Origin of the sequence: Mucilaginibacter sp. JRF, from assembly GCF_015223065.1 — a bacterium.
Classification (GTDB): domain Bacteria; phylum Bacteroidota; class Bacteroidia; order Sphingobacteriales; family Sphingobacteriaceae; genus Mucilaginibacter.
Genome location: NZ_JADFBY010000011.1, coordinates 1 through 23,427, shown reverse-complemented (window position 1 = coordinate 23,427; position 23,427 = coordinate 1). Strand labels below are relative to the sequence as shown.

The 23,427-nt window shown below is 44.4% G+C and carries 17 protein-coding genes; 15 read left to right on the top strand and 2 right to left on the bottom strand.

What is annotated here, in order from left to right:
* Positions 1 to 4 precede the first annotated feature (4 nt).
* The 6 genes from IM792_RS19305 to IM792_RS19280 are packed head-to-tail and all read left to right on the top strand — an operon-like array spanning position 5 to position 11,007.
* On the top strand, positions 5 to 2,611 hold the full coding sequence (locus IM792_RS19305) for a hypothetical protein (protein ID WP_194103552.1): 2,607 nt from the start codon (positions 5 to 7) through the stop codon (positions 2,609 to 2,611).
* Positions 2,612 to 2,615: 4 nt separating this feature from the next.
* Positions 2,616 to 5,510, top strand: coding sequence for a hypothetical protein (locus tag IM792_RS19300; protein WP_194103551.1), 2,895 nt, complete (start codon positions 2,616 to 2,618; stop codon positions 5,508 to 5,510).
* A 2-nt stretch (positions 5,511 to 5,512) separates the two neighbouring features.
* Positions 5,513 to 6,988 carry a contractile injection system tape measure protein gene (locus IM792_RS19295; protein ID WP_194103550.1) on the top strand — a complete coding sequence of 492 codons (1,476 nt, stop codon included), beginning with the start codon at positions 5,513 to 5,515 and terminating at the stop codon, positions 6,986 to 6,988.
* Positions 6,982 to 8,352, top strand: coding sequence for an ATP-binding protein (locus tag IM792_RS19290; protein WP_194103549.1), 1,371 nt, complete (start codon positions 6,982 to 6,984; stop codon positions 8,350 to 8,352). Before IM792_RS19295 ends, IM792_RS19290 begins: the two co-directional genes overlap by 7 nt.
* Positions 8,353 to 8,354: 2 nt before the next feature.
* A complete protein-coding gene (locus tag IM792_RS19285) occupies positions 8,355 to 9,590 on the top strand; it encodes a DUF4157 domain-containing protein (protein ID WP_194103548.1) in 1,236 nt (411 codons plus the stop codon).
* Between the two features lie 28 nt (positions 9,591 to 9,618).
* A complete protein-coding gene (locus IM792_RS19280; protein WP_194103547.1) occupies positions 9,619 to 11,007 on the top strand; it encodes a DUF4157 domain-containing protein in 1,389 nt (462 codons plus the stop codon).
* Here IM792_RS19280 and IM792_RS19275 read toward each other — a convergent pair.
* Complete coding sequence (locus tag IM792_RS19275) at positions 11,000 to 11,782, bottom strand: helix-turn-helix transcriptional regulator (protein ID WP_194103546.1); 783 nt, start codon at positions 11,780 to 11,782, stop codon at positions 11,000 to 11,002. The genes IM792_RS19280 and IM792_RS19275 overlap by 8 nt on opposite strands.
* A 255-nt stretch (positions 11,783 to 12,037) precedes the next feature.
* Here IM792_RS19275 and IM792_RS19270 point away from each other — a divergent pair, with 255 nt between their 5' ends.
* From IM792_RS19270 to IM792_RS19255, 4 genes are all read left to right on the top strand, one after another.
* Positions 12,038 to 12,472 carry a hypothetical protein gene (locus tag IM792_RS19270; RefSeq protein ID WP_194103545.1) on the top strand — a complete coding sequence of 145 codons (435 nt, stop codon included), beginning with the start codon at positions 12,038 to 12,040 and terminating at the stop codon, positions 12,470 to 12,472.
* Positions 12,473 to 12,476: 4 nt separating this feature from the next.
* Positions 12,477 to 12,806: a hypothetical protein gene (locus IM792_RS19265; protein ID WP_194103544.1), complete on the top strand. Its 330-nt coding sequence runs from the start codon at positions 12,477 to 12,479 to the stop codon at positions 12,804 to 12,806.
* A 61-nt stretch (positions 12,807 to 12,867) separates the two neighbouring features.
* On the top strand, positions 12,868 to 13,911 hold the full coding sequence (locus IM792_RS19260; RefSeq protein ID WP_194103543.1) for a hypothetical protein: 1,044 nt from the start codon (positions 12,868 to 12,870) through the stop codon (positions 13,909 to 13,911).
* 13 nt (positions 13,912 to 13,924) lie between these two features.
* On the top strand, positions 13,925 to 14,617 hold the full coding sequence (locus IM792_RS19255; protein ID WP_194103542.1) for a chitosanase: 693 nt from the start codon (positions 13,925 to 13,927) through the stop codon (positions 14,615 to 14,617).
* A gap of 64 nt (positions 14,618 to 14,681) precedes the next feature.
* Here the strand turns inward: IM792_RS19255 and IM792_RS19250 are convergent, their stop codons facing one another.
* A complete protein-coding gene (locus IM792_RS19250) occupies positions 14,682 to 15,302 on the bottom strand; it encodes a TetR family transcriptional regulator (RefSeq protein WP_194103541.1) in 621 nt (206 codons plus the stop codon).
* 135 nt (positions 15,303 to 15,437) lie between these two features.
* On the opposite strand from IM792_RS19250, the gene IM792_RS19245 reads away from it, so the two are divergent.
* The 5 genes from IM792_RS19245 to IM792_RS19225 are packed head-to-tail and all read left to right on the top strand — an operon-like array spanning position 15,438 to position 22,928.
* On the top strand, positions 15,438 to 18,677 hold the full coding sequence (locus IM792_RS19245) for a TonB-dependent receptor (RefSeq protein WP_194103540.1): 3,240 nt from the start codon (positions 15,438 to 15,440) through the stop codon (positions 18,675 to 18,677).
* 11 nt (positions 18,678 to 18,688) lie between these two features.
* The gene (locus IM792_RS19240) at positions 18,689 to 20,488 is read left to right on the top strand and encodes a RagB/SusD family nutrient uptake outer membrane protein (protein WP_194103539.1); all 1,800 of its coding nucleotides are present in this window, start codon (positions 18,689 to 18,691) and stop codon (positions 20,486 to 20,488) included.
* A gap of 14 nt (positions 20,489 to 20,502) precedes the next feature.
* The gene (locus IM792_RS19235; RefSeq protein ID WP_194103538.1) at positions 20,503 to 21,744 is read left to right on the top strand and encodes an alkaline phosphatase family protein; all 1,242 of its coding nucleotides are present in this window, start codon (positions 20,503 to 20,505) and stop codon (positions 21,742 to 21,744) included.
* A gap of 6 nt (positions 21,745 to 21,750) precedes the next feature.
* Positions 21,751 to 22,011, top strand: coding sequence for a hypothetical protein (locus IM792_RS19230; protein ID WP_194103537.1), 261 nt, complete (start codon positions 21,751 to 21,753; stop codon positions 22,009 to 22,011).
* A 26-nt stretch (positions 22,012 to 22,037) separates the two neighbouring features.
* Positions 22,038 to 22,928: a metallophosphoesterase gene (locus tag IM792_RS19225; RefSeq protein ID WP_194103536.1), complete on the top strand. Its 891-nt coding sequence runs from the start codon at positions 22,038 to 22,040 to the stop codon at positions 22,926 to 22,928.
* Positions 22,929 to 23,427: the final 499 nt, after the last annotated feature.

The window sequence follows — 23,427 nt, the reverse complement described above, 5'->3', positions numbered from 1 at the left end:
AATTATGTTTGATGATATAACCATATCTAAGCAGAAGCCATCAGACCCAGCTTTTGATTATGACGAGCTCAGGAAAGCCGGTATAGCCTATATTGAGCAAACCGCATCGGCTATATGGACGGATTATAACATTCACGATCCGGGGATAACCACGCTGGAATTACTGTGCTATGCCATAACCGATCTGAGCTATCGTACAAACAATTCCATTCCCGATCTGCTGGCTACCGAAACCGATACGGTTAAGAATATCCGTAAGCACTTTTTCTCCGCAGCGCAAATATTGCCTAACAATGCGGTCACCATAAATGATTACCGTAAGCTGCTGATTGATATTGATGGCGTTAAAAATGCGTGGTTAACTAAACGTACCAAACCTGTATATGCCGATATTATCCGCAAAAAGCTACAGTTTGATGTGCCCGATAGCCAGCGCTGGGAAAAGGTTGAGATAAAGGGATATTATGATGTGTTGATAGAGTTTGATACCAATATAATTAATGCATCAAAAGCCAATATAAAAAATACCGTACGCCGGCAATTAATGGCTAACCGTAACCTGTGCGAGGATTTTGTTGATATTAACGAGGTTACCGCACAGCAGTTCAGGATGTGCAGCGAGATAGAGCTTAAGAACAATGCCGATCCGTTTAATGTGCTGGCGCAGATATTCTTTAACATACAGCAGCACCTTACACCGCTTATAAATTTTTATTGGTTGCGCGATATACTTGCGCAAGGCATATCTGCCGATGCCATATTTGAAGGGCCGTTGCTTACGCATGGTTTTATAAAGGATGAGGAACTGGCGAATTCTGATCTGAAAACAGAGATACACCTGTCTGACATTATGCAGCAGATACTTGCTGTTGATGGGGTTGCCAACATAACCGACATTGTATTCAATACCACCGGTCAGGTTGACGCGCTCAAAAATAAATGGATAATTGATGTTGAGGATGGTAAGCAGCCTGTGGTTAATATTCTGGGATCGAATATATTGTTTTACAAAGAGGGTATCCCGTTCAGGCCTGATCTTAATGTGGTAAAGGCCCGGTTTGATAAGCTGATGAACGCCGCCATTAGCGGCAACGATCAGGTGAAAACCGATGATATCGTCTATGATACCGGCAATTATGTTGACGCGGGTAATTACTACTCAATACAAAACCATTTCCCTAAAAACTATGGCATAAGCCATTGGGGTTTACCAAGCGATGCCACGCCTGAGCGTAAGATACAGGCCCGGCAGTTACAAGGGTATCTGTATCTGTTCGATCAGCAATTGGCCTGCTACTTTTCGCAGCTGTCGCACCTGCGTAATCTGCTATCTACAGACGATGAACAGAATACTTATTTTTCGCAGGTAGTAACATCATTTAAGGATGCCAATGAGCTGTTTGTTAACCCGGCGCTTGTGGCGGCCAACATACAAACCGTTGCGGATGCGGGTACTTTTAACAAACGCCGCAATATGTTTCTGGATCACTTGCTATCGCGCTTTGCCGAAACATTTTATGATTATGTGAGCGTACTTAACACAGGTCTATCGGCCGGCAATAAAAGCCAGATCTCGCCTGCTATTGTTAACGAAAGAGACATCATAACCACCAAAATAAACTTTTTAAAAGATTACCCGGCCGTAAGCGGCAAACGCTTTGCAGCCTACAATTACACCAATACCGCCGCCCTGTGGAATAGCGCCAACATCAGCGGATTGGAAAACCGTTTGCAACGCCTGTTGGGCTTTAAAAATATACAACGCCGCAGTTTGGTAAACGTATACAGCACCATCAAAAAAGGCCTGAATGCCGCTAATCTGGATGAGTATTGGTATCAAATAATCGACAATAAAACCAAAACAGTCCTGCTTGAGGGTGCACAAAGGTTCCCGCTTAAGGAATCAGCAGAATATGACCGGGATGACGCGATCGAGCTATTGAGTACCTTCAGTAACCTGTCGGTAATTAAAAATGCAGATAACAGTTTTTCGTACATATTAAAAAAAGCCGGTGTTGTTGTTGGCAAAAGCGGCGTAACCTACCCGAACACCAACACGGCAAAAACTACCATGAACAACTTTTATAAGCTGATGGCCTTAAGCCAAAGCGATGAAGGTATGTTTTTGGTAGAGCACCTGTTGTTATTGCCCGAAAAGAGTGTCGCGACTCCGGCATCGCCGCCCCAGCCAACGGTCGACCCATTTTTGCCGATATGTGTCGATAGCAATTGCCGCGATTGTGATGATAAGGACCCTTATTCGTTCAGGATAAGTATTGTGCTGCCTGCTTACGCTCCCCGCTTTTTAAATATGGATTTCAGGCGGTACTGCGAGCGTATTATCCGCATGGAAGCACCGGCACACACCTTTGTTAAAATATGCTGGGTAAGTAACGAGCAACTGGTAATTTTTGAAAGAGATTACAAAAACTGGCTTGATGTAAAGGCCGGTAAGGTTGATGCGGGCAATGTAAGGCTCAACCAGTTTGTAAAAACACTTACAGCGCTAAAAACCATCTACCCGCCGGCAAAACTCGAGGATTGCAAAAACAGCGCCGAACGGCAGCTTTTTATATTGAATCAAAACGCATTAGGTACACTTAAAACGTGAAATTATGAGTAACGTGTTAGATAGTATTAATAAAGATAATACCCGGTTCACCATTTTTGAGAACGACCAGGTATTGACCGCCGACCAGTTGAATGATCTGTTCAACTACCTCGATGTGCAATCACGGTTAACACGCACCAAGGCCATTGGTGTAGGCATTATAAGCGGACTGGAAATAGGCTCGCTTGATAACGGACACATTGTAGTATCGCAAGGCGCGGCCATAACTACCGATGGCGATCTGCTGAATTTTGAAACAGACCAGGAGTTTGATCAGTTTGATGTTTTTGAGGATCAGAATGCCAAGTACGGTTACTTCAGGCTGAATGCCGATCAACCTTTGGCGCTTTATGAGTTAAGGGATAGCCGCATATCAGGCACCATACCGGGTAAGGATCTGACCACATTTGGCGAAGTTACCGGCGGAGTGATAAGTGATTTTGTAGGCATACTTTATTTAGAAACCTATACTAACGATCCCGACCTGTGCACCGGTACCGATTGCGATAATAAGGGCGCCATTTCCGAAAAGAACCTGAAGGTACTGCTCATTCATAAAAACAATATGCGCTTGCTGCTGCAAAGTATGCCCGCAACCAATACCGATTATTTTTCGCTGGAGGATATCGCCATCCCGAGGGTAGTAGTGAGCACCGCGATTGATACTTATGCCGAGCTTAATGCCTCATTTACCAATGCCTTAATTATTAAGGATGATATAAAAGCCAAGCTGAGCAAGGCTTACCAGGTTTGTAAACCCATTGTTGAGGGCGAGTTTGCCAACGGCGACCCTACTAACGAATGGAATACACTGATCGATAAACACTTCAGCCTGTCGCCATCCATCTACGTACAGTATATATATGATTTCGCGCGCGATATTGGTTATGCCTACAACGAAATGCGCGAAACACTTTTTGCCGAAGATGTTTTAACCGACCCGGATGTTGACCTGTTCCCAAAACACGTGCTGATGGGTTTGGTGAGGGCGGCAAGCATCAATACATCGGTAGGGCCTATAGCATCGCCGGTTACGGCTGTTGATTTAACTCGGCTAAATATCACCACCGGCAGGGCACAATTGTTAAGCAATACCACATCGCGGGCGCAGTTGTTAAGTAGTACCATTCGTTTTAATATTGGTACGCTTATTCGCCGGTTTAACCCCGTGCGTATTGATGTAGAGTACAGGCATCACTTTTTTTATTCGCCCGTAATAAACAGCAATGCCAATATTGCCGAGCAAACCCGCTTCTGCTTTATGCGGATACATGCCATGATAACTAACTTTAAGATACCTGTATCGTCAGAAGTGCAAAGCGTGGCGCAGGGCTTGAAGGTTACACCGGGTATGTACGAGGATAAACCGGTAGGCCAGCGCAGTATTCCGTTTTACTACAGCTATAACCGTAGCCTGCCGCTAAACCTGTACTGGAATTTTGAAGCCAACGTGCGCAGAAAGGAAGACAGGATATTATCATACTCAGCTGCCAGTTACTCTAATAACCAGGTTACGCTTAATCCGTTGCAGTATAATATTTTGCCTTATGATTTTTTCAGGGTAGAGGGGCATATCGGCTTTACGCTGAGCGAAACCGAAGCCGCGCTTAATAAGCTGATACTTGATAATAATCTGCCTATAAACATACAATCGGTACAGGTAGAAAAACTGGCCGATACCATACCCTTAAAACCCTGGTTCTTCCCGCATTTGCACCTGTACGAGAAATCGTTACGTACCACATTTGTGGAGCGGCTTGACAAGGCCGACCTCGCTAATGATGAATTGAAAGCAGTGGTAAGCACCATCCCGGTAACTGAATTTAAAACCGCCCGGCAAAGCGTTATCGATAATAATAAGGATGTATCCGACCCTGCCTTTAACCCCGTGCAATTCAGGGCATCGGTAGCTAACGTAATTACGGCGGCGGCCAATGTTAAGGCGCAAACCAAGCAGTTCGCGTTCTCTAACTCAGCCACCCCGCACGATTTTATAAGCAATACCGATATTTTGCAAAAGACCGATCTGCTGTCAAACATCTACCAGCAGCAACTCATTAAAAAGAAAGAAGGGTTAATGCTGGGCAACTTTTTGAGGCAAAACCCCGGACTTGAACATACCGGAGGCGTAGTGCGTGGCGGTACCTTTGTGCTTGTATACACCTCGGCCGATAAAAAGGTAGTGGCCGATTTTATGCTGCCTTATGCCAGTGTTGATAAGGATGTGGTTCCTGATCCGCCAATATTTAAACCTATACCGATGCCTAACACACCAATAATTAAATTCCCGTTAGATACCCTTTTTGAAAGAATACCGAATTATAAGCTGGATTTAACGAATACCATAGCATCATACGCCAAACTTGATGATATTGATACCCGAGTTAATGCAAAAGTTAACGACAAGTTTGTGGATGTTGAATCAAAATTCGACCTGAAACTGGCTGTAACTTCTACCAAACTCGATAGCTTCAATTCGCAGTTCAACAGTTTTGACGAGCGGTTGAAGAATAACTCGACATTGTTCAACAACGTATTTGAGTCGGGTATTAAAACCCGTACGCTTAACACGAAGGATTTTGTTGTAGGCGATGTAGATCTTACCGCGCAAGTTGAGGATTTCCAAAGGCGGCAAGTTGATTTAGAGGGCATGGCTGCTGATGATCCTGGTCGCGCCGAAAAGGAAAAGGAATTTATCCGCACTACAGATGCGCTGGCCAAACAGATTGATAAAGCCGGGGTAACTAATGATGCAAGTAATGCGCTCATAATTAAAGGTTTGTTGGCCGATATGAATTCGGGCACAACCCTGGTGCAAAATCAGGAGTTGCGAGGTCAGGCATCAGAAGTAGCCAATACCGTTAACCGTGTTAACCTGAAACTTAAAACCAACCGCTAACCGTGCATAACGATATTTTGGTACGTAAGCAAGTTGTAAAGCTCAATGTAAGCGATGAGGCTTTGGCATTTTCGTTACGCAAGCATATTGAGGCCAATTTTGAGGCTGATATAACCAGTGTGCTTGAGGGCGTATTTAATCAAGGCATCAGCGCTGGCGGGTATTTGGTTATTGATCAGCTTAATGTTGATATCGGCACCATATCGGTACATGATCTTGAGCATCGCTTACCCGAATTAATGCAGCAAAAACTGGTAAAGGAGCTGGCCGCATTATTTAATGATACGGGTAATTATCAGCATACACCATCATGGCCCGATGGGGGAAGTACTGCTTTTGAAATAGCTGCTGATGCTAATAAAAAATCGTCGGACGATATACAATACCGTTCTGCCGGGGAGCAGGAGATGATTGCCTTATTGTATTTTTTGCAGTATGGCGTATATCCCTGGTGGCAAAAAAACGAGCTTATAAATGATCCGCGACAAGTGTTGGGTGATTCATCTGCAAAACATCTGGAAACCATATTATCACAAGTATTAACTATGATTGACGCACAAGCCGGGCAGGATGCCAAAAATATAATTCAGCGTGTTTTTAACTACCTGACCATCGGCCAGCAGCAGCAATTCATCCAGCTTTTGGTAAAGGAGCGATCATTGAGTTCGGTAGATCTGGATAACCTGTTTCAGGGGCAATCAACCCTGAGCGATCTGTTTGATATATCGTTAAATGAATATTATTGTCGCTTATTTAAATATATATGGCATCACGGCAATAACGCTAACGACCAAAAGTTTGTTTATGAACTGATACAACACGCCGATATACCGCATGAGGAAATACTAAACAAAGCCATTTTATTAAAGGTTGACGAAAATGTATTTACAGCCATCAACAATTTTCCTGCTGCAAAATATACTGCACTTTCTGATGAAAAAGCAGCTACTAAACCCGCCGCTGATACGATAAAGCACGAAGGCTTGTACATAATTAATGCCGGGCTTATTTTATTGCACCCGTTTTTAAGCAACTACTTTAAGGGTGTCGGCTTGTTGAATGATGCTAATCAGTTCGCATCAGTACAGCATCAGCAAAAGGCAACTGTATTGCTTTATTATTTGCAATGTGGCGATGATGAATATAATGAATGGGAGATGCCCTTCAACAAAATACTTTGTGGTGTAGAACTTACCGATACTTTACCAAATGATATAAAACTTACCGACGACGAAAAGCAGGAAGCCGATTCGCTATTAGAAGCTGTTGCTGAACATTGGTCGGCATTAAAAGGTGCCAGCATTGGCGCGCTCAGGCAAACGTTTTTATTGCGTAACGGCAAGCTATCTTTTAAAGATGATAACTGGCTTTTACAGGTTGAGCGTACCGGTACCGATATACTTTTAGACAGATTGCCTTGGGGCATTGGCACCGCTAAACTGCCCTGGCTTAAACAGATAATATATACTGAATGGTAACTGATGATGCAACGGTTAACAAGGATGCCATCTATTTAAACGCGGTTGATGTACTGGCGGAGATAGAATGGTTTGAGGCGGTGTTGAATGCCCGGCTTAGTTTGTACAAAGGCGGGGAGGGGGCCTACAAGAATATTTATGACATAACTCCGCCGCCGTTAAATAACAAAAGCTCAGTATTTGCGGAGTTTGTTAGCTTTTATAACCTCAGTTTTGATGAACGTATTGTACTGATACTGGCTTTGTTGCCCCATGTTAGTCCGCAATTTTTGGACGTTTTTTTAAGCGGAGAATATAAGGAGCGGGGGTATACACCCTTTGGCGGATTAAAAGGAAGCGCGCATTCAGGCTTTTTGCCAACCGGCGAAACAGCCTTGTTCATACTGGCGGGTAATGACCTGGGGCACCGTTTCAAGGTGTTGCAATTGTTTGATGCCGATCATGTTTTTAAAACGCATAATATATTGTGGCTGGCGCCATCGCCCGCTAACGAACCTGTTTTATGCGGACAACTGATGTTGAATGATGAATATGTAGACCTGTTTACAGGTGGTAAGCTGCGTAGTCCATCCTTTAGTATGGATTTTCCGGCTAAAAAGATCACCACCACGCTGGATTGGGACGACCTGGTTTTAGACCGCCACACCATGCAGCAGCTTAACGAGATAAAGATATGGTTGCAGCACGGCAATAAACTGATGAATGATTGGGGCATGAGCAAAAAGCTTAAGCCGGGCTATAAGGCATTGTTTCACGGGCCGCCGGGTACGGGCAAAACCCTTACCGCGGGTTTGTTTGGCAAGCTGGCCAATGTTGATGTGTATCGTATTGATCTGTCGATGATCATATCAAAATATATTGGCGAAACAGAGAAGAACCTTGAAAAGGTTTTTATGAAGGCCGAGAACAAGAACTGGATATTGTTTTTTGACGAAGCCGATGCCCTGTTCGGCAAACGCACCACCATTGCCGATGCGCACGATAAATATGCCAATCAGGAAGTGGCTTACCTGTTGCAGCGTTTGGAGAATTATAACGGGCTAGTTATACTGTCATCAAACATGCGCAATAATGTTGATGAGGCATTTGGGCGCAGGTTGCAGTCTATCATCTATTTCCCGGTACCAAAATCAACAGAGCGGTTTTCGTTATGGCAAAACTCGTTCAGTAACCAAACACATTTGGCTGATGATATCAACCTCGAAAATATTGCTGAGCAGTATGAAATTGCAGGTGGCTCCATTATAAACGTAGTACAATATGCCTCGTTAATGGCGCTAAACCGTAACGAGAATATTATCAGATATGCCGATATCGCCGAAGGCATAAAAAAGGAATTTAAAAAAGAAGGTAAAACTGTTTAACCATGTTAGTTGCCGATAAAGCTTCGGAAAAGCAGGATGCTGCAATGCAGGCTGCAAGTCGTACTGGTGGCTTGCTTAATGGTACACTTGCGCCATTAAAACCAACGGTTGATGGCGATCAAGGTATACATCAGGCAGATAACATTACCCGTACATCGGCACAAAGCTTTATGCAGCGTAAATGTGCTGAGTGCGAAAAGGAAGAAGAAAACCAGGTAAGGCGCAAAGCATCGGATGTATCGGGCGGCGGCACTGTAACCAACTCTTTCAGCAATGCCTTACAAGCATCGGCAAGTGGTGGGCATGCTATGGACAGGGACACCGGCTCGTTCATGAGCAGCCGGTTCGGTACCGATCTGAGCAATGTGAGGATACATACCGACAGCGCATCGGCAAGCTTGAGCAGGCAGATCAACGCCAGGGCTTTTACTTATGGTAACGATATTTATTTTAACAGCAATCAATATAAACCTAACACCACAGAGGGTAAGCATTTACTGGCGCATGAGTTAACGCACACCCTGCAACAAACCGGTAGTTTGAACCGCAAGCTTATTCAACGGGCTTGTTTTGAAGAAGGAAGCCCCTCCATAACGCCAGCAGCGTGTCCCGAGGGAGCTACTGATGTAGGCAGACAAGCCCAAGGGCAACCCAATGCTGTTGACACAAGGGCCGATGCTATTGTCGCCATCGCCGCTGGCACGGGTGCCAATCAGGATAAGGCGATGCAGGTGGTTAACAGTATCATTTGCTCGTACATGCCATCGCAGGCATCAAAGGTGCGTAAGATATATTACTTCGCAACGCAGATTGGTTTACGTACCCAAAGTGTAGGCTCAGGAGCGACAGCGCAAGGCGATATTTGCGTTGGCGATGACTTTTTAACCAATACCACACGCACGCACATATCGCGCAGGGTATTACAGGTAGCGCATGAGTTGGAACATATTGAGCAATACCGTACAGGTTTGTCCGGGGGCAATAACCGCATACTCAGAGAGTTTCTGGCATTTTACCACGAGGGTACGGCTGACGAATTTATTGGTACAGGCCGTATGCAGCATGGCACTCGTAAAAGATTGATAGATGCCGCTATAGGTGCTTTCTTTTGTTTAGATGCTACCACGCGTGCTACACATCTGAGTAAATTACAGGATCTGCAAGCAAGGCGGTTAACGGTGAATGGTACCAATGGTAATGCGCCTACACCCGAACCTACTACCTGTGTTACACCATAAAAAACTTGAACCTTAAATATCTATCCACATGCCAACTCATGATCGTGTATCATCTCCTGAACATAAAAATACGCTGAACATAGCCGGTATCGACCGGCAAAATGAATCGGCAGGCAATCATCATGTACAATGCAAACTAACCGTTGGCAGCGCTAACGACCCCATGGAGCACGAAGCTGATGCCGTGGCCGACAGGGTTATGCGTATGCCCGCTAATGATAACTTTATTCAGCGCAAATGCGGTGGGTGTGGCGATGATGAACATACCCATCAACCTGTGGCGGATGTTGTGCAACGAAAAGGTAACGATAGCGGCGTAGCCATTAATAATTCAACCACGCAACAAATAGATGGTACTAAGGGCGGCGGTTCGCCAATGCCATCAAATACCCGCAGCTTTATGGAGAGCCGTTTCGGGGCCGATTTTTCAAATGTAAGGATACATAACAGCGAACACGCGGCGCAGCTTTCGCAAGGTTTGCATGCCCGGGCATTTACCGTAGGTAACGATGTTTATTTTAACAAAGGCCAATACGCTCCCGATTCAGCATCGGGCAGGCATTTGCTGGCGCACGAGTTAACGCATACACTGCAACAGGGTAAAAACAATACTATACGTAAGGATGCAGAGCCGGGGCCGAGGGGAGGCTTATCCATACACTCGCCGGTAGTTGATGAGTTTTTGACGCAGGTAAGCGATGTACATTCACTTGTGGCAGGCAGGCGTTTAAGTCAGCCGGAAAGAGATGTAGTGAGCCCCATATTTGGAACCAGCGTTGATTATTCGAGGGTTAGGCTAATCATTACAAGCATTTCAGCCGGAACCACCGCGGGCAACAACATCAGGCTCCCGCTTGATTTTGATATAACCAAAGATGAACACAAGCAGTTGTTAGTACACGAAATGACGCATGTTTGGCAATTTCAGCATAATGGTGCAGGGTATATAACAACCTCGCTTTTGCAACAGTTGCATGCAAGCGCTACAAGGGGTAACCGTAATTTCGCTTATGCGTATTCAATAAATTCAACAAATAGCTTTTTTCAGTACGCGCCCGAGCAGCAGGCATTTATTGTAGAGAACTATTTTGCCATGATGCGTGATCAAGGGATATTATCAACACCGGCAGGTGATGCCCGCACGTATAAATCGAATCATTTAAAGGCGCAAGGGTTTAATGCGAATATTGACGCGGCCGGCAGGCGTGCCGAAATTGCTGCCGAATTACCTGACCATGCAAGGCTTATAGCGCAAATGGCTTCAACGCCATTTTTGCCACTGTCTGTTTTGTTGCAGGTGCGGCAAAGCAGTGTGTTAATTGATCAACCGGGCGGTAGGTTCCTTGATCCGTTTGCTCAAAGAGGTTTTGCTCCTACGCCTAACTTGCTCGAATTGAGGTTTGATTGGCCTAAATAAGCCCCTCGTTAACCGCGTTGTGCAGTAACTCGGTAAGGTTATGGCACTGCGATTTTCTGAGCATGTTCTTGCGGTGGTTGTTGATGGTATATATGCTGATGTTCAGCTTATCGGCAATTTGCTTGCTGCTAAAGCCTTCGCATACCCAACGTAATATATCAACCTCGCGTTTGGTGAGTAACACCTGGTTTACACAAGGCAGGTAGCATTTGCGGTTAAGCAGGCTGATCTTGTTTTGAGCGTTATATTTCTGTATAAGATGAACGATCTTGACATCGCTTTTATAGTCGGATATGTCTGACAGGGCACTGATCTCTAACAGCGGCGTGCCATCATCAGCTATGCTGATGAATGATGAGCATAACCTCAGCGCGCAGTATTTGCCCTTACCATCGCGCAAGCGACAATTTACAGTGAAAAGCAGGTTTTTATAATCGGTATCGGCGTATTTTTTAAGGCAGGCAATATTAGCCGGGAATATCTTTTCATTGTACACCTTAAAATCATAAGGGTGTAAGAGGCTGTTGATGAATGATGGTCCCTCGCCAAGTAAAAATGAATCAGAATAACCGAGGAATTTATTGCTGTTGATGGCCAGGTACAGGTATCTGTTGTTCACATAATCGGTAATAAATACCGCTCCCGGATAAAGGGATGAAATATCAACCAGCGGAAAGCTTTTTAAAATATTACCGGGTGTGGCAATATCAATGCTTTTGTAGGATTTTACCCTGTTTAAAAAATCGAGATAAGATGGTGTGGTGTTGTTTTTCATAACCCTCAAACATTAAAGTTAAAGTCATACGTCGGTGTAATAAATATTTGATATACAGTGGAAAGCGTAGTCCACCCGAGAGGGGTATGCTTCAAATATATGCAATTTTGATTATTTGCTGCAAGTTAAATTTCCATCAATATCAGGGCATGTTATTTACCTGTATAAAATGATGCATTACTGTTGCTAATAATATTATATAAACCCTCATTGCTGATATAATTTCTGTTTTGATATACCTAAAATAACCATGCTATGAAGTCACTTAAAATTCATGTTGCGGCTATCATTATTACGGTAATGGCAGCCTGTAGTCCGCTAATGTCACCGTTTGATCAGGTTGCCTATACGCAGGTCACGTCGTTAAAGGTTGACGCGCTTAACCTGATGGGTAAGGCAACAGAACCCTACTCATCGCACGAGGCCGAAGTAAAAGACCTGCAAATAAAGGTTGACAAGGCCATTGAGTATGATAAACATCGAGCCAACAACGGTATTACGATAACCATGTGGGAGTTGCTGAATGCGCCCGACAAGCATTTGCTGGGTGGATATTTTGTTAGATGGAAAGAAAAATCAACACTTGATACCGCCTTTATCAGCGCACAGAAAAAGATAGTCGGTAAGGCGTTTGACCAGATAGCCGAGTTAGAGAGCAAAAAAATTAAACCATCAGAAATAAAACCATAAAGTTATGCCTTTTGATTTTGACAACCTGTTAAAAACGCTTGAATCGGGCGTGCTTGACCTCGCTAAAAAAAACCTGAACGGAGTAGTTGATGATGCTACAAAGGATGGGCTGGCCATTATAAACGAACTTAAGGCCGACCTGAAGACATGGACCTTACAACTACAGCAGGGCACACTATCTAAAGAAGATTTTGAATACAACCTGCTAAGCCAAAAAGATCTGATACAAATGATAGCCCTGAAAAACGCGGGCCTGGCCAAAATAAAGTCGGACGAGTTTAAGAATGATGTTTTTAATCTCGTAACCAACTCCGTATTAAAGCTGATACCTTAATTGAGGTATCAGCTTTAATACCACCACTTATTAATTATAAACCAATTTACCCAACTTATTTATGAGCAGTTTCCCCATCTTAGATCTGGTGGCAGGAATGATATTTATCTATTTTCTGCTAAGCATTATTGTTAGTTCGGCTCTGGAGATAGTAATAACCATGGGGCGATACCGGGCAAAAATGTTAGAACAATGGCTACTAAGTATATTTAATAAAGAGCTAACTTTGTATAATGGTAGTGTGGTTAGCTTAGGCAAAGCCATATTAGACCATTGTTCAATAACTGCCCTATCAAAGCCGGGGCAATCAAACGCTTATATAAACCCAAAAGATTTCACCTCGGCGCTGATCGAAAAAATATCATTCGACCCTGCAACGCCCAGATTAATTGCCGGTACATTAGGCCAAATAGAAACGGCCATTCAAAACACAACGGCATTACCTATTGATCTGCAACGGGTACTGCTTAGCTATGCTAACGAAGCCCGGCAAACTTACGCTTCGGTAACTACACGCACACTTAGCGAGCTTGATATTTTTAAAGGTAAGATAGAAGATTGGTACAATTCCAACATGGAGCGGGTAGGCGGCGCATTAAAAACTAAATACACGCGTCGTTTCACCTTTTGGATATCGGTAGTGGCGGTAGGGTTTTTAAATGCCGATAGCATAAGCATTGCCACCTATCTGTATAACAACCCCGAAGCGCGTATCAAACTGGCTGAGCAATCGTACGCGTCAGCATCAGATAGTTTGATGTTCAAGAAAAAGGTAACACAGGCATTAACAACTGCCGATAAAAAAGCTGACTCGGCCACAGTTGAGGAGCTAAATAAAATAATTATTGCCAACTATCAGGACATTAAAGGCATAAAGGCAACGCTCGAAGATACCATTCCGTTGGGATGGAATAAAGGGATGTTTGCCGGTAAAGATTCATCCGGCATAGCGCTCTTTATATTTATTAAGCTGGTTGGCCTGGCCGCCACAGTGCTGGCTATTATGATGGGCGCGCCGTTTTGGTTTGATATTTTGAACAAGATAGCCAACCTGCGCGGTAACGGCAAAAAACCTGATGATAGTAAAGTAATTAATACCCCCTGATTAATCTAAAAAAATGATAACTGAAGAAATTAAAGAAAAAATTGAACGCATTGTAAATGTGTTTGAAACCGGCGCTACCGAGGGTAAGTATGGCGCGCTGGTAAAACTAAAGGATTATAACGATCCGGAAACCAAAACCCGCATTGTGCAGATCACTTTCGGCCGATCACAAACTACTGAATTTGGAAATTTAAAGGCGCTTATTGGCAAGTACATTGCCGCGGGCGGTGCACATGCCGCTACGCTATCGCCCTACGCTAACCGCATAGGCAAAAAACCAAGCCTCAGTACCGATAAGCTTTTTTGCGATACCTTACAGCTGGCCGGCCGAACCGACCCGGTGATGCGCAAGTGTCAGGATGATTTTTTTGACTCGTTCTATTACCTGCCGGCAATAGGCTGGTTCAAGCAAATGGGTTTTACCCTGCCGTTAAGTTTGCTGGTTATATATGATAGCCATATCCATTCGGGCAGCATATTAGGCTTTTTGCGCGAAAGGTTTGCCGAATCGCCACCGGTAAAGGGCGGCGACGAAAAAACATGGATAGCACAATACGTACGCGCAAGGCACCACTGGCTGGAAACCCACTCGAACCAAATATTGCGCAACACGGTTTATCGCACGCAATGCTTTAAAGATCAGATAAAGGCCAATAATTGGGATCTGGAACAACCTGTAAAGGCACATGGTGTTACCGTAGCCTAAGTAAAAGGTATCTTAAAAAAACGCCCCTCATCAAAACATGATAAGGGGCGTTTTTTTATGCTGTTTAGTTATTGACTTTGGCTGCGGCCACATTCAAACCTAATAACCTGAAGGCTTCCTCTTTATATCGTTCCAGGTGCATATCATAAGCAACCGGGTCTTCTATCATGCTGAGATAATAATAGGCTCCGTCAGATATCACGAATATAATATCGGCGGCCTTTGAGGCATCATCATAAACCAATTGCTTTTTATCTATACAGGCCTGTATCAAGTTTTGCAGCCAGCCGCGCAGCATCAGGTGCAATTCGCGAAAGCGGTTCTTAATTTCCTGATGCCTGAATATCAGCGCGAAGCAATTGTAAAAAATACTGTCGTCAATATAATTATCCCACTTTCGCGAAAATATGTTGTGCAGTACGCTTGTCAATCTTTCAAGGGGCTGGTCGTCCAATTCACTTTCAGCCTGGTAGATATTTTCATAGCGCATCATTATAAAATCTATCAACCCCAGCAGCAGATCTTCCTTATTGGCAAAATAGTGTATCACCAAACTTTGGTGCATCTCTAACTCCTTGGCCACCTTGCCAAATGAGGTATTCTCGATACCCTCGCGTTTAGCCACTTCATAAAATGCCTCTACAATTCGTTTTTGCTGATCTTCCTTTAAACTCCGTCTGCCCATAATTCATTAAAAGTAAAACATGGCGCTAAGAAAAACAGAAAAAAAATAAATTTACTGATTGGTCAGTTTATTTAATAAGCATTTCACGTCGGCTTAACATTGCTGCTATTCCTTTGCAGCAAATAAAATGCTGACATGAAAAAACTTTACATCACACTAATTGCATGTCTGTTATTGTACGCCAACCTTGCCTACTCTCAACAAGTAAAGGTCACGGGTACAGTAAAAGATGATCTTGGCGAAACGCTTATCGGCGTATCCGTTCAGGAAAAAGGTAAATCAACCGGCGCGCAAACCGACGTTAAGGGTACTTACTCCCTCAATGTATCAGGCCCTGATGCCGTTTTGGTATTTACTTACATTGGCTATGTTAAACAGGAAGTAACGGTAGGTAACCGTAAATCTGTTGACGTTAACCTGAAAGCCGACAACTCCGAACTTAACGAGGTTGTAGTTGTAGGTTACGGTACGCAAAAAAAGGTAAACCTATCGGGCGCGGTCGATCAGATAAGCGCTAAAACACTGGCCAGCCGCCCAATATCAAACGTGGCGCAGGGCTTACAGGGTTTGGTACCCAACCTTAATATCGATTTTGGCTCGGGCGAGCCTGGTGCAGCCGCTAACATCAACATTCGTGGTATCACTTCAATTAATGGTGGCGATCCGCTTATCCTGATAGATGGTGTACCATCGGACGCGGTTGAACTTAACCGTTTGAATCCGCAGGATATCGAAAATTTATCGGTTATTAAAGATGCGTCATCAGCTGCCGTATACGGTGCACGTGCCGCGTTCGGTGTTATATTGATCACTACAAAAACCGGTACACAGGATGGTGTGAGCTTAAGTTACAGCAACAACTCATCATTCAACAAACCAACGGTAATGCCCGATAAAATTACCGACCCATATATCTATTCACGTTTGCTGGAGCTATCAACCAACAATACCCCTTGGGATAACGTAAACTACAGCGACCAGTATTACCAGTACGCTAAAGAGCGTTCAGATAATCCATCAATTCCAGGTGTGCGTGTTAACCCTACAGACAACAGTCTTTGGGAGTACATGGGTAACCGCGACTGGACCCGTTACTTTTTAAGTGATTATACCTTCTCGCAAGATCATGCCCTTTCAATAAGCGGCAAATCGCCAAAGGCACAGTATTACCTGTCAGGTAACTATAACCGCCAAAATGGTTTACTTAAAATAGCTGATGATTATTTTGATCGTTACAGCTTCCGTAGTAAGGTGAATTATCAGGTAACACCTTGGTTAAACCTAGGTAACAACACTTATCTAACATCAACAAGGCGCGAAAACCCGTCAAACTATTCTATATCGGGTATTTATAACCTTTTCCCTACTGATTATGATAAAAATCCTGATGGTACCTGGGCTAATACCGAGGTTGGCCGTACAGGCGCGAGGTTAACTGAGGGTGGTAAGGCATCTGATAAATATTTCAGCTTGCAAACCCAGTTCAATGGCGAGTTATCGCTTATCAAAAACAAGCTGAAAGTTAACGGTGAGTTCACCTACCGCCGTGGCGCTGAAAACTATGACGAGTATGGCTTACCTATTGATATAGGTTTTGGCCCGAACGATGTACGTAGCGAGGGTACCAGCTATGCCCGTAAATACACCGCCTTTACCGATTATACCGTACTTAACTTATATGCCACCTATAGCGATAAGTGGAACAAGCACGCGATTAGTGTAATGGGTGGTTATAATCAGGAATATTCAAAAACTGATATTACCGACTTTACGATGAATAACCTGATCTCGTCATCGTACCCAACAGTAGGGTTGGCAACTACGCTGGCAGGTCAGCCGCGCAATCCTATCAATGACTGGGCTTTGCAAGGTTTGTTTTACCGTGTAAACTATACTTATGATGATAAGTATATCCTTGAGTTTAACGGTCGTTACGATGGTACTTCACGTTTCCCTAAAGAAAAACGCTTTGGTTTCTTCCCGTCAGCATCAGCGGCTTGGCGTGTTGATCAGGAGGATTTTATGGAGAACCTGCGTAACGTAGTAAGTAATTTTAAAATAAGAGGATCATACGGTTCATTAGGCAATCAGCTGGTTTCTGATTACGGCTTCCAGCCAACATTCAGCAGGCCATCATCAAACTACCTTATTAATGGTGAGTTGCCTATTAACATAGGTGTGCCTCAACTGGTAAGCCCTAACTATACCTGGGAAGATGTATCAACCGTAAACCTGGGTACCGATATTGGTTTATTTAATAATAAACTGAACTTTACGTTTGATATCTATCAGCGCGATACCAAAGGCATGTTGGTAGCAGGGCAGGAAATGCCGGGTGTATTGGGTGCTACGCCACCAATTGAAAACGCCGCCGACCTGAGAACCCGCGGTTGGGAATTCTCGGCAGCATACCAAACCACTTTCAGAACCAGCAGCGACCCGGTTAACTTTAGCGCGAGGGTAGTAGTGTCTGACAGCCGCTCACACATTACCCGTTTCAGTAACCCAAGTGGTAGCTTAACCCGTTACCGTGAAGGTATGGAACTGGGCGAAATATGGGGCTTGCAAAGCGATGGCCTGTTCCAAAACCAGGCAGAGATAGACGCGCTTGATCAATCATCAATCATTCCGTGGGATGCGCTTTCAATAGTACCGGGCTGGCCAAAGTATAAGGATATTGACGGCAACGGCGCTATCGAAACCGGCCTTACCGCTAATGATGCCAAGGATCTTTCGGTTATTGGTAACTCATCGCCACGCTACCGTTTTGGTGTTGACCTTAACGCGAGCTGGAAAGGCTTTGATATCCGCGCATTCTTCCAGGGTGTGGCCAAACGCGATTACTATCCGCTTGATTACCTTTACTGGGGCTTCTACCAGCAACCATACGCCGGTGGCTACACGCACCTGCTTGATTTTTACAGGCCTAATAATGATAGCGATGTGGATATGGCCAAACACTCACAGGCTTATATCAATGCTGGTTTAGGCAACCAAAATTTAGATGCACGTTACCCTATACTGCAATCATGGTTGGCGGATGTTAACCTGGGTACTACCACAGGTAACGCCAAAGGTTTAGCTATACCGCAAACAGGTTACATGTTAAACGCGGCTTATATACGCTTTAAAAACCTTACTGTAGGTTACACCTTACCGGCTACGCTTACCAAAAAGTGGGGCATGTCAAACGTAAGGTTCTATGTAAGTGGCGAGAACATCTACGAGTGGTCGGCACTAAAAAAATACTACGATCCGGAAGCAGTTAACGTAAATGCGGCTATAAACCCGAATAATGATACTAACCGTAGCGGTAACGGCTACGCTTACCCATGGCAGCGCAGATACTCTATCGGCCTAAACGTAAACTTTTAATAAAGCGAACAATGAAACTCATTAAAAAATATATAGCCGGCATTGCGCTGGCGGCAATTAGCCTTAGCGCCTGTAAAAAGGATTTTTTAGACAGGCAAAATCAAAGTAATATTGGCGAGGGCAATTACTTTAACAGTGAGGAAGATCTGAAAATGTATTTGAACAGCTTATACAATTTTCCGGGATTCGGCATCTATAATGATGACCGCTCAACTGATAACGCCCCAACAACCGGTGCTGTTGAAGTTAAAACCATGATGGTAGGCAATCCAACCGCCTCAACCATAGTATCAGGCTGGAACTGGGAGCAACTGCGCAGCGCCAATTACTTTCTGGAGAATTTCAGAAATGCGCGCCTGTCTGACGAAATATTGAACAACTATGAAGGTATAGCACGCTTTTTCAGGGCGCAATTCTATATAGATAAGGTAAAACGCTACTCAGATGTGCCATGGTACGAACAAACCATGAACGTTGACGATACCGAGTTGCTTACCAAACCTCGCGACACCCGCGAGTTTGTGGTTGGGAAAATTATGGAAGATCTGGCCTTCGCCGCTGAGCACGTGTATCAGGATGGCGACCAGGGCGGTGTAAACCAATGGGTGGTAAAAGCCTACCAGGCAAAATTCGCCCTGTACGAAGGTACTTACAGACGCTACCATTCTGAACTTAACCTTACCGCTACCGCGAATGAGTTTTTACAACTTGGCGGCGATGTATCAAAGGATATAATTGATAACGGTGGTTTCGAGTTATACACCACCGGCAACCCTGACCAGGATTATCATAACCTGTTTGTTCAGGAAGACCTGAGCCGTAACTCCGAAGTAATACTTGCCCGTTATTTTCAATTCGGTGTATTAGGCAGCGGCTTTAGCACTACCGTATTCGGTAACTATGAGGTATCGCCGTCAAAAGATCTGTTGCAGGATTATTTAAGAACCGATGGTACGCCATACACCAACCAAAGCGGTTATGCAACTTTCTCGTTCGTGCAGGAGTTTCAAAACCGCGACCCAAGGTTGAGCCAAACTTATGCTTACCCGGGGTTTGTACTTGTAAATACATCTACCTATTCGCAAGGTGGTGGTTTATATGTACAGCAATTGGCCAAAAACTTTAGCGGTTATCACCAAATAAAGGGCTTTGTAAACGTTACCAGTAATGAGGTACAGCAAAATATTGATATACCGGTACTGCGTTATGCCGAAATATTACTTACCTATGCCGAGGCTAAGGCCGAGCTTGGCGAGCTAACACAGAATGATCTGGATATAAGTATCAACTTGTTGCGCCAAAGGGTAGGTATGCCGGGTATGTCGGTAAGTCCGGCGATTGATCCGGTGCAGAATGCCCGTTATCCAACTATCAGCTCATCGCAACGTGCTGCCGTGCTTGAAATCCGTCGCGAGCGCCGTATCGAGATGGCGCTTGAAGGTTACCGTTTTGATGACCTGATGCGCTGGAATGCCGGTAAGCTGTTGGAGAAGGAACCAGAGGGTATCTATTTCTCAGGCCTTGGCAAGCACGATTTAACAGGCGATGGCATTGGCGATATTATTTTATTAGCCAATTCTGAATCAATACCTGCCGTACGTGAGCAGAATGAACTTGGGGTAGCTTATGTTTATTACCGTACAGGCACCATTGGGCAGGATGCGGGTGTGTTTCTTAAAAACGGTACATCAGGCACCATACAAACCATTGCCGATATGGGTACTTTCCAGGAGCCGAAGTTTTACTATCGCCCGGTACCTGCAAACCAGGTGCTGCTTAATCCAAACCTGAAGCAAATATTTGGCTGGTAATTATTAAAATTGTTATGATGAAGAAATTTATAACCGTTGCTGTACTTGTTTGTGTTGCAGGCCTGGCCTCGGCACAAAAAAAGAAAGCCATTTTTGTGATCATTGATGGTGTATCAAAGGATGTTCTGGAAAAAGTATCGACCCCTAATATGCACGCCATAGCAAAGGAGGGCGCTCTGTTGAGCGCTTTCCAGGGCGGCGAAAAGGGCGGGTTCAACCAAACGCCAACCATATCGGCCCCGGGCTATAACAATGTGATTACCGGTGTATGGTTCCACAAGCATAACGTGCCCGATAATGATATCGCGGCGCCAAACTACCATTACCCAACCATCTTCAGGTTTTTTGAGGATCAGTATCCTGAAAAGAAAACAGCCATATTTTCGAGCTGGGAAGATAACCGTACCAAACTGGTAGGCGAGGGGTTGGCACAAACCGGCAACATCAAGCTCGATCATCATTTTGATGGTTTGGAGCTCGACACCGTGAAATACCCGCATGACAGGGGCCGCAAATTCATGTCGAACATTGATCAGGCTGTTATTGATGATGCCGCACGTGCCATCAGTCAGGATGCGCCCGACCTTTCATGGGTATACCTGGAGTATACTGATGATATGGGCCACATGTATGGCGATAGCGAGCAGTTTTATGATGCCGTTCGTGCTGCCGACCGTCGTGTAGGTCAGCTTTGGGAAGCCATTAAGCAGCGTAAAGAGAAGTATAAGGAAGATTGGCTGATCGTGATAACAACTGATCATGGTCGCGATCCTCAAAAAGGTAAAGATCATGGCGGCCAAAGCGACCGTGAGCGTGCCTCATGGATAGTTACCAATGCTAAACCACTTAATACCTACGCCAAACAGGCACAGCAGGTAGCTGTGGTTGATATATTGCCAACCATAGCCCGTTTTGTGGATGTAAAACTATCAGCCGATCAGCAGCGCGAGCTTGACGGCGTGCCGCTGATAGGCAAAGTTTCATTATCAAACCCGGTTGCTATTAAAGCCGATAATAAGATCAGCCTGAGCTGGAAAGCTGCCGATACCGAAGGTAAAGTGAAGGTATGGCTTGCCGCTACCAATAACTTTAAGGAAACCGGCAAGCCCGATAATTATAAGTTAATAGGTGAGGTACCCGTAAAGGATGGAAAATTTGATATAGATTTAAGCCGCGAAACCGCTTCAGACTTTTATAAGATAGTATTGGAGGGTAAATACAATACCGTAAATCGCTGGATAATCAATAAAAAATAAACAAGTATGCACCAGGCCACCACTAAAATAGTATTTGATGTTTTAGGCTGGCTTGGTGCATTGCTTTTTTTAGTTTCATATTTCCTGCTCATCATCAAAAAATGGCGACCAACCTCGGTCGCTTTTCATTTAGCTAATATTTTAGGCGGATTATTTGTAGGCGCCAGCGCTCTGTACGATCATTCGTACCCGGCGGCATTCCTCAACTTTGTTTGGGGCGCTATAGCCATATATGGTATGTATACCGATAATCTGCGTAAAGGTTAATCATCATCTACATTATCAATAAACAAATGAAAAGAAGGGATTTTATTCAAAGCTCTGCCTTGCTGGGTGGTGCCGCTGTTTTGCCGGCACCGGGTGCTCAGGCTGCCGAAAAGACTAAACCTGTGCTGACCATAGCGCATATTACAGATATACATATCCGCGATCAGGATGACGCACCTGCAAGGGCGGCTGCTTATCTTGATAAGGTACTCAAAGCTCACCGTTTCGATTTTATTTTGAACGGCGGCGATTCCATATTCGATGCCTCTTACGATAACGTTACCCGCGATATGGTAACCAGCCAGTGGGCTTTGTGGGATAAATTTATCAGCGGCACCAATCTTAAAGTGCACAGTTGCATAGGTAATCACGATTCGTGGTGGAAGGCACCATCGCAGCAGGATGAAATGTACGGCATACCATACGTGGTAAAACGCTTAAAAATGCCGCGCCGTTATTATAGCTTTGATCAAAAGGGATGGCACTTCATTATTCTGGATGGAAATAACAAAGGTACAACCCTTGATGCGGAGCAGATGCAATGGTTAAGCGATGATTTGACTAAACTGCCGGCTAATACCCCTGTGCTCATTATGTCGCATTACCCCATACTATCATCAACCTGCGCCTGGAGCGGTGGCCAGCACGGCGATTACAAGGAATTGAAAGCGCTTTTTTATAAACATAAGGATAAAGTAAAAGTGTGTTTAAGCGGTCATCAGCACTTGCAGGACGAGGTAGAATATAATGGCGTGCATTATTTCTGCAATGGTTCAATGAGTGGATATTGGTGGGGAAAGGGCGATAAGGAGTCGGCCGGTACCTATTATTATCAGGAAACGCCTCCGGGTTACGCGGTTTTAAAACTATATGCTGATGGCTCGGTAGAGAACAATTATATAGCGCTCGAAAAGTAGATTATTCATCCTTCTCCCGAATGTTTGCTCTTCGCTATAATTTTTTCCCATTGATTTACAGCGTGTTTAAACATATAAGCAAGGAAAAGCTGGGTGAGTATTTGGATGAGAAAGATAAAGGCGTACCTTTGCAGCCGCTTTGAACGATAAAGCGGAGTTATTTGAAAGGATAGACGAGGGTAGAGTGGGAGCGAAGGGAGCTGATATAGCGGCGACCGGAGCGACGGAAAGGGCGAGAAAAAAAATAAAAAATATTTCTTGCCGGAGTGAAAGAAAAAGTGCTACCTTTGCGACCCGCAACGGCGGGGCTTCTAAGGCTGAAAGGCTGAGGGAGTGATCGGATTGAGAGTTTGAAAAAAATAAAAAAAAATAAAGTTTTTTTATTTTGGAAAAGAGAAAGAGATTTCTACCTTTGCAGACCCAAAACGGGGGAAGCTTCGAAAGCGAATTTCGGAGGAAAAAATAGTGAAAGATTTACTTACCGCAATGGTAAGCGAAT

Excerpts from the sequence above, each read along its gene's own strand:
- IM792_RS19305 (WP_194103552.1), top strand. The coding sequence starts at position 5 with ATGTTTGATGATATAACCATATCTAAGCAGAAGCCATCAGACCCAGCT.
- IM792_RS19300 (WP_194103551.1), top strand. The coding sequence starts at position 2,616 with ATGAGTAACGTGTTAGATAGTATTAATAAAGATAATACCCGGTTCACC.
- IM792_RS19290 (WP_194103549.1), top strand. The coding sequence starts at position 6,982 with ATGGTAACTGATGATGCAACGGTTAACAAGGATGCCATCTATTTAAAC.
- IM792_RS19285 (WP_194103548.1), top strand. The coding sequence starts at position 8,355 with ATGTTAGTTGCCGATAAAGCTTCGGAAAAGCAGGATGCTGCAATGCAG.
- IM792_RS19280 (WP_194103547.1), top strand. The coding sequence starts at position 9,619 with ATGCCAACTCATGATCGTGTATCATCTCCTGAACATAAAAATACGCTG.
- IM792_RS19275 (WP_194103546.1), bottom strand. The coding sequence starts at position 11,782 with ATGAAAAACAACACCACACCATCTTATCTCGATTTTTTAAACAGGGTA.
- IM792_RS19270 (WP_194103545.1), top strand. The coding sequence starts at position 12,038 with ATGAAGTCACTTAAAATTCATGTTGCGGCTATCATTATTACGGTAATG.
- IM792_RS19265 (WP_194103544.1), top strand. The coding sequence starts at position 12,477 with ATGCCTTTTGATTTTGACAACCTGTTAAAAACGCTTGAATCGGGCGTG.
- IM792_RS19260 (WP_194103543.1), top strand. The coding sequence starts at position 12,868 with ATGAGCAGTTTCCCCATCTTAGATCTGGTGGCAGGAATGATATTTATC.
- IM792_RS19255 (WP_194103542.1), top strand. The coding sequence starts at position 13,925 with ATGATAACTGAAGAAATTAAAGAAAAAATTGAACGCATTGTAAATGTG.
- IM792_RS19250 (WP_194103541.1), bottom strand. The coding sequence starts at position 15,302 with ATGGGCAGACGGAGTTTAAAGGAAGATCAGCAAAAACGAATTGTAGAG.
- IM792_RS19245 (WP_194103540.1), top strand. The coding sequence starts at position 15,438 with ATGAAAAAACTTTACATCACACTAATTGCATGTCTGTTATTGTACGCC.
- IM792_RS19240 (WP_194103539.1), top strand. The coding sequence starts at position 18,689 with ATGAAACTCATTAAAAAATATATAGCCGGCATTGCGCTGGCGGCAATT.
- IM792_RS19235 (WP_194103538.1), top strand. The coding sequence starts at position 20,503 with ATGATGAAGAAATTTATAACCGTTGCTGTACTTGTTTGTGTTGCAGGC.
- IM792_RS19230 (WP_194103537.1), top strand. The coding sequence starts at position 21,751 with ATGCACCAGGCCACCACTAAAATAGTATTTGATGTTTTAGGCTGGCTT.
- IM792_RS19225 (WP_194103536.1), top strand. The coding sequence starts at position 22,038 with ATGAAAAGAAGGGATTTTATTCAAAGCTCTGCCTTGCTGGGTGGTGCC.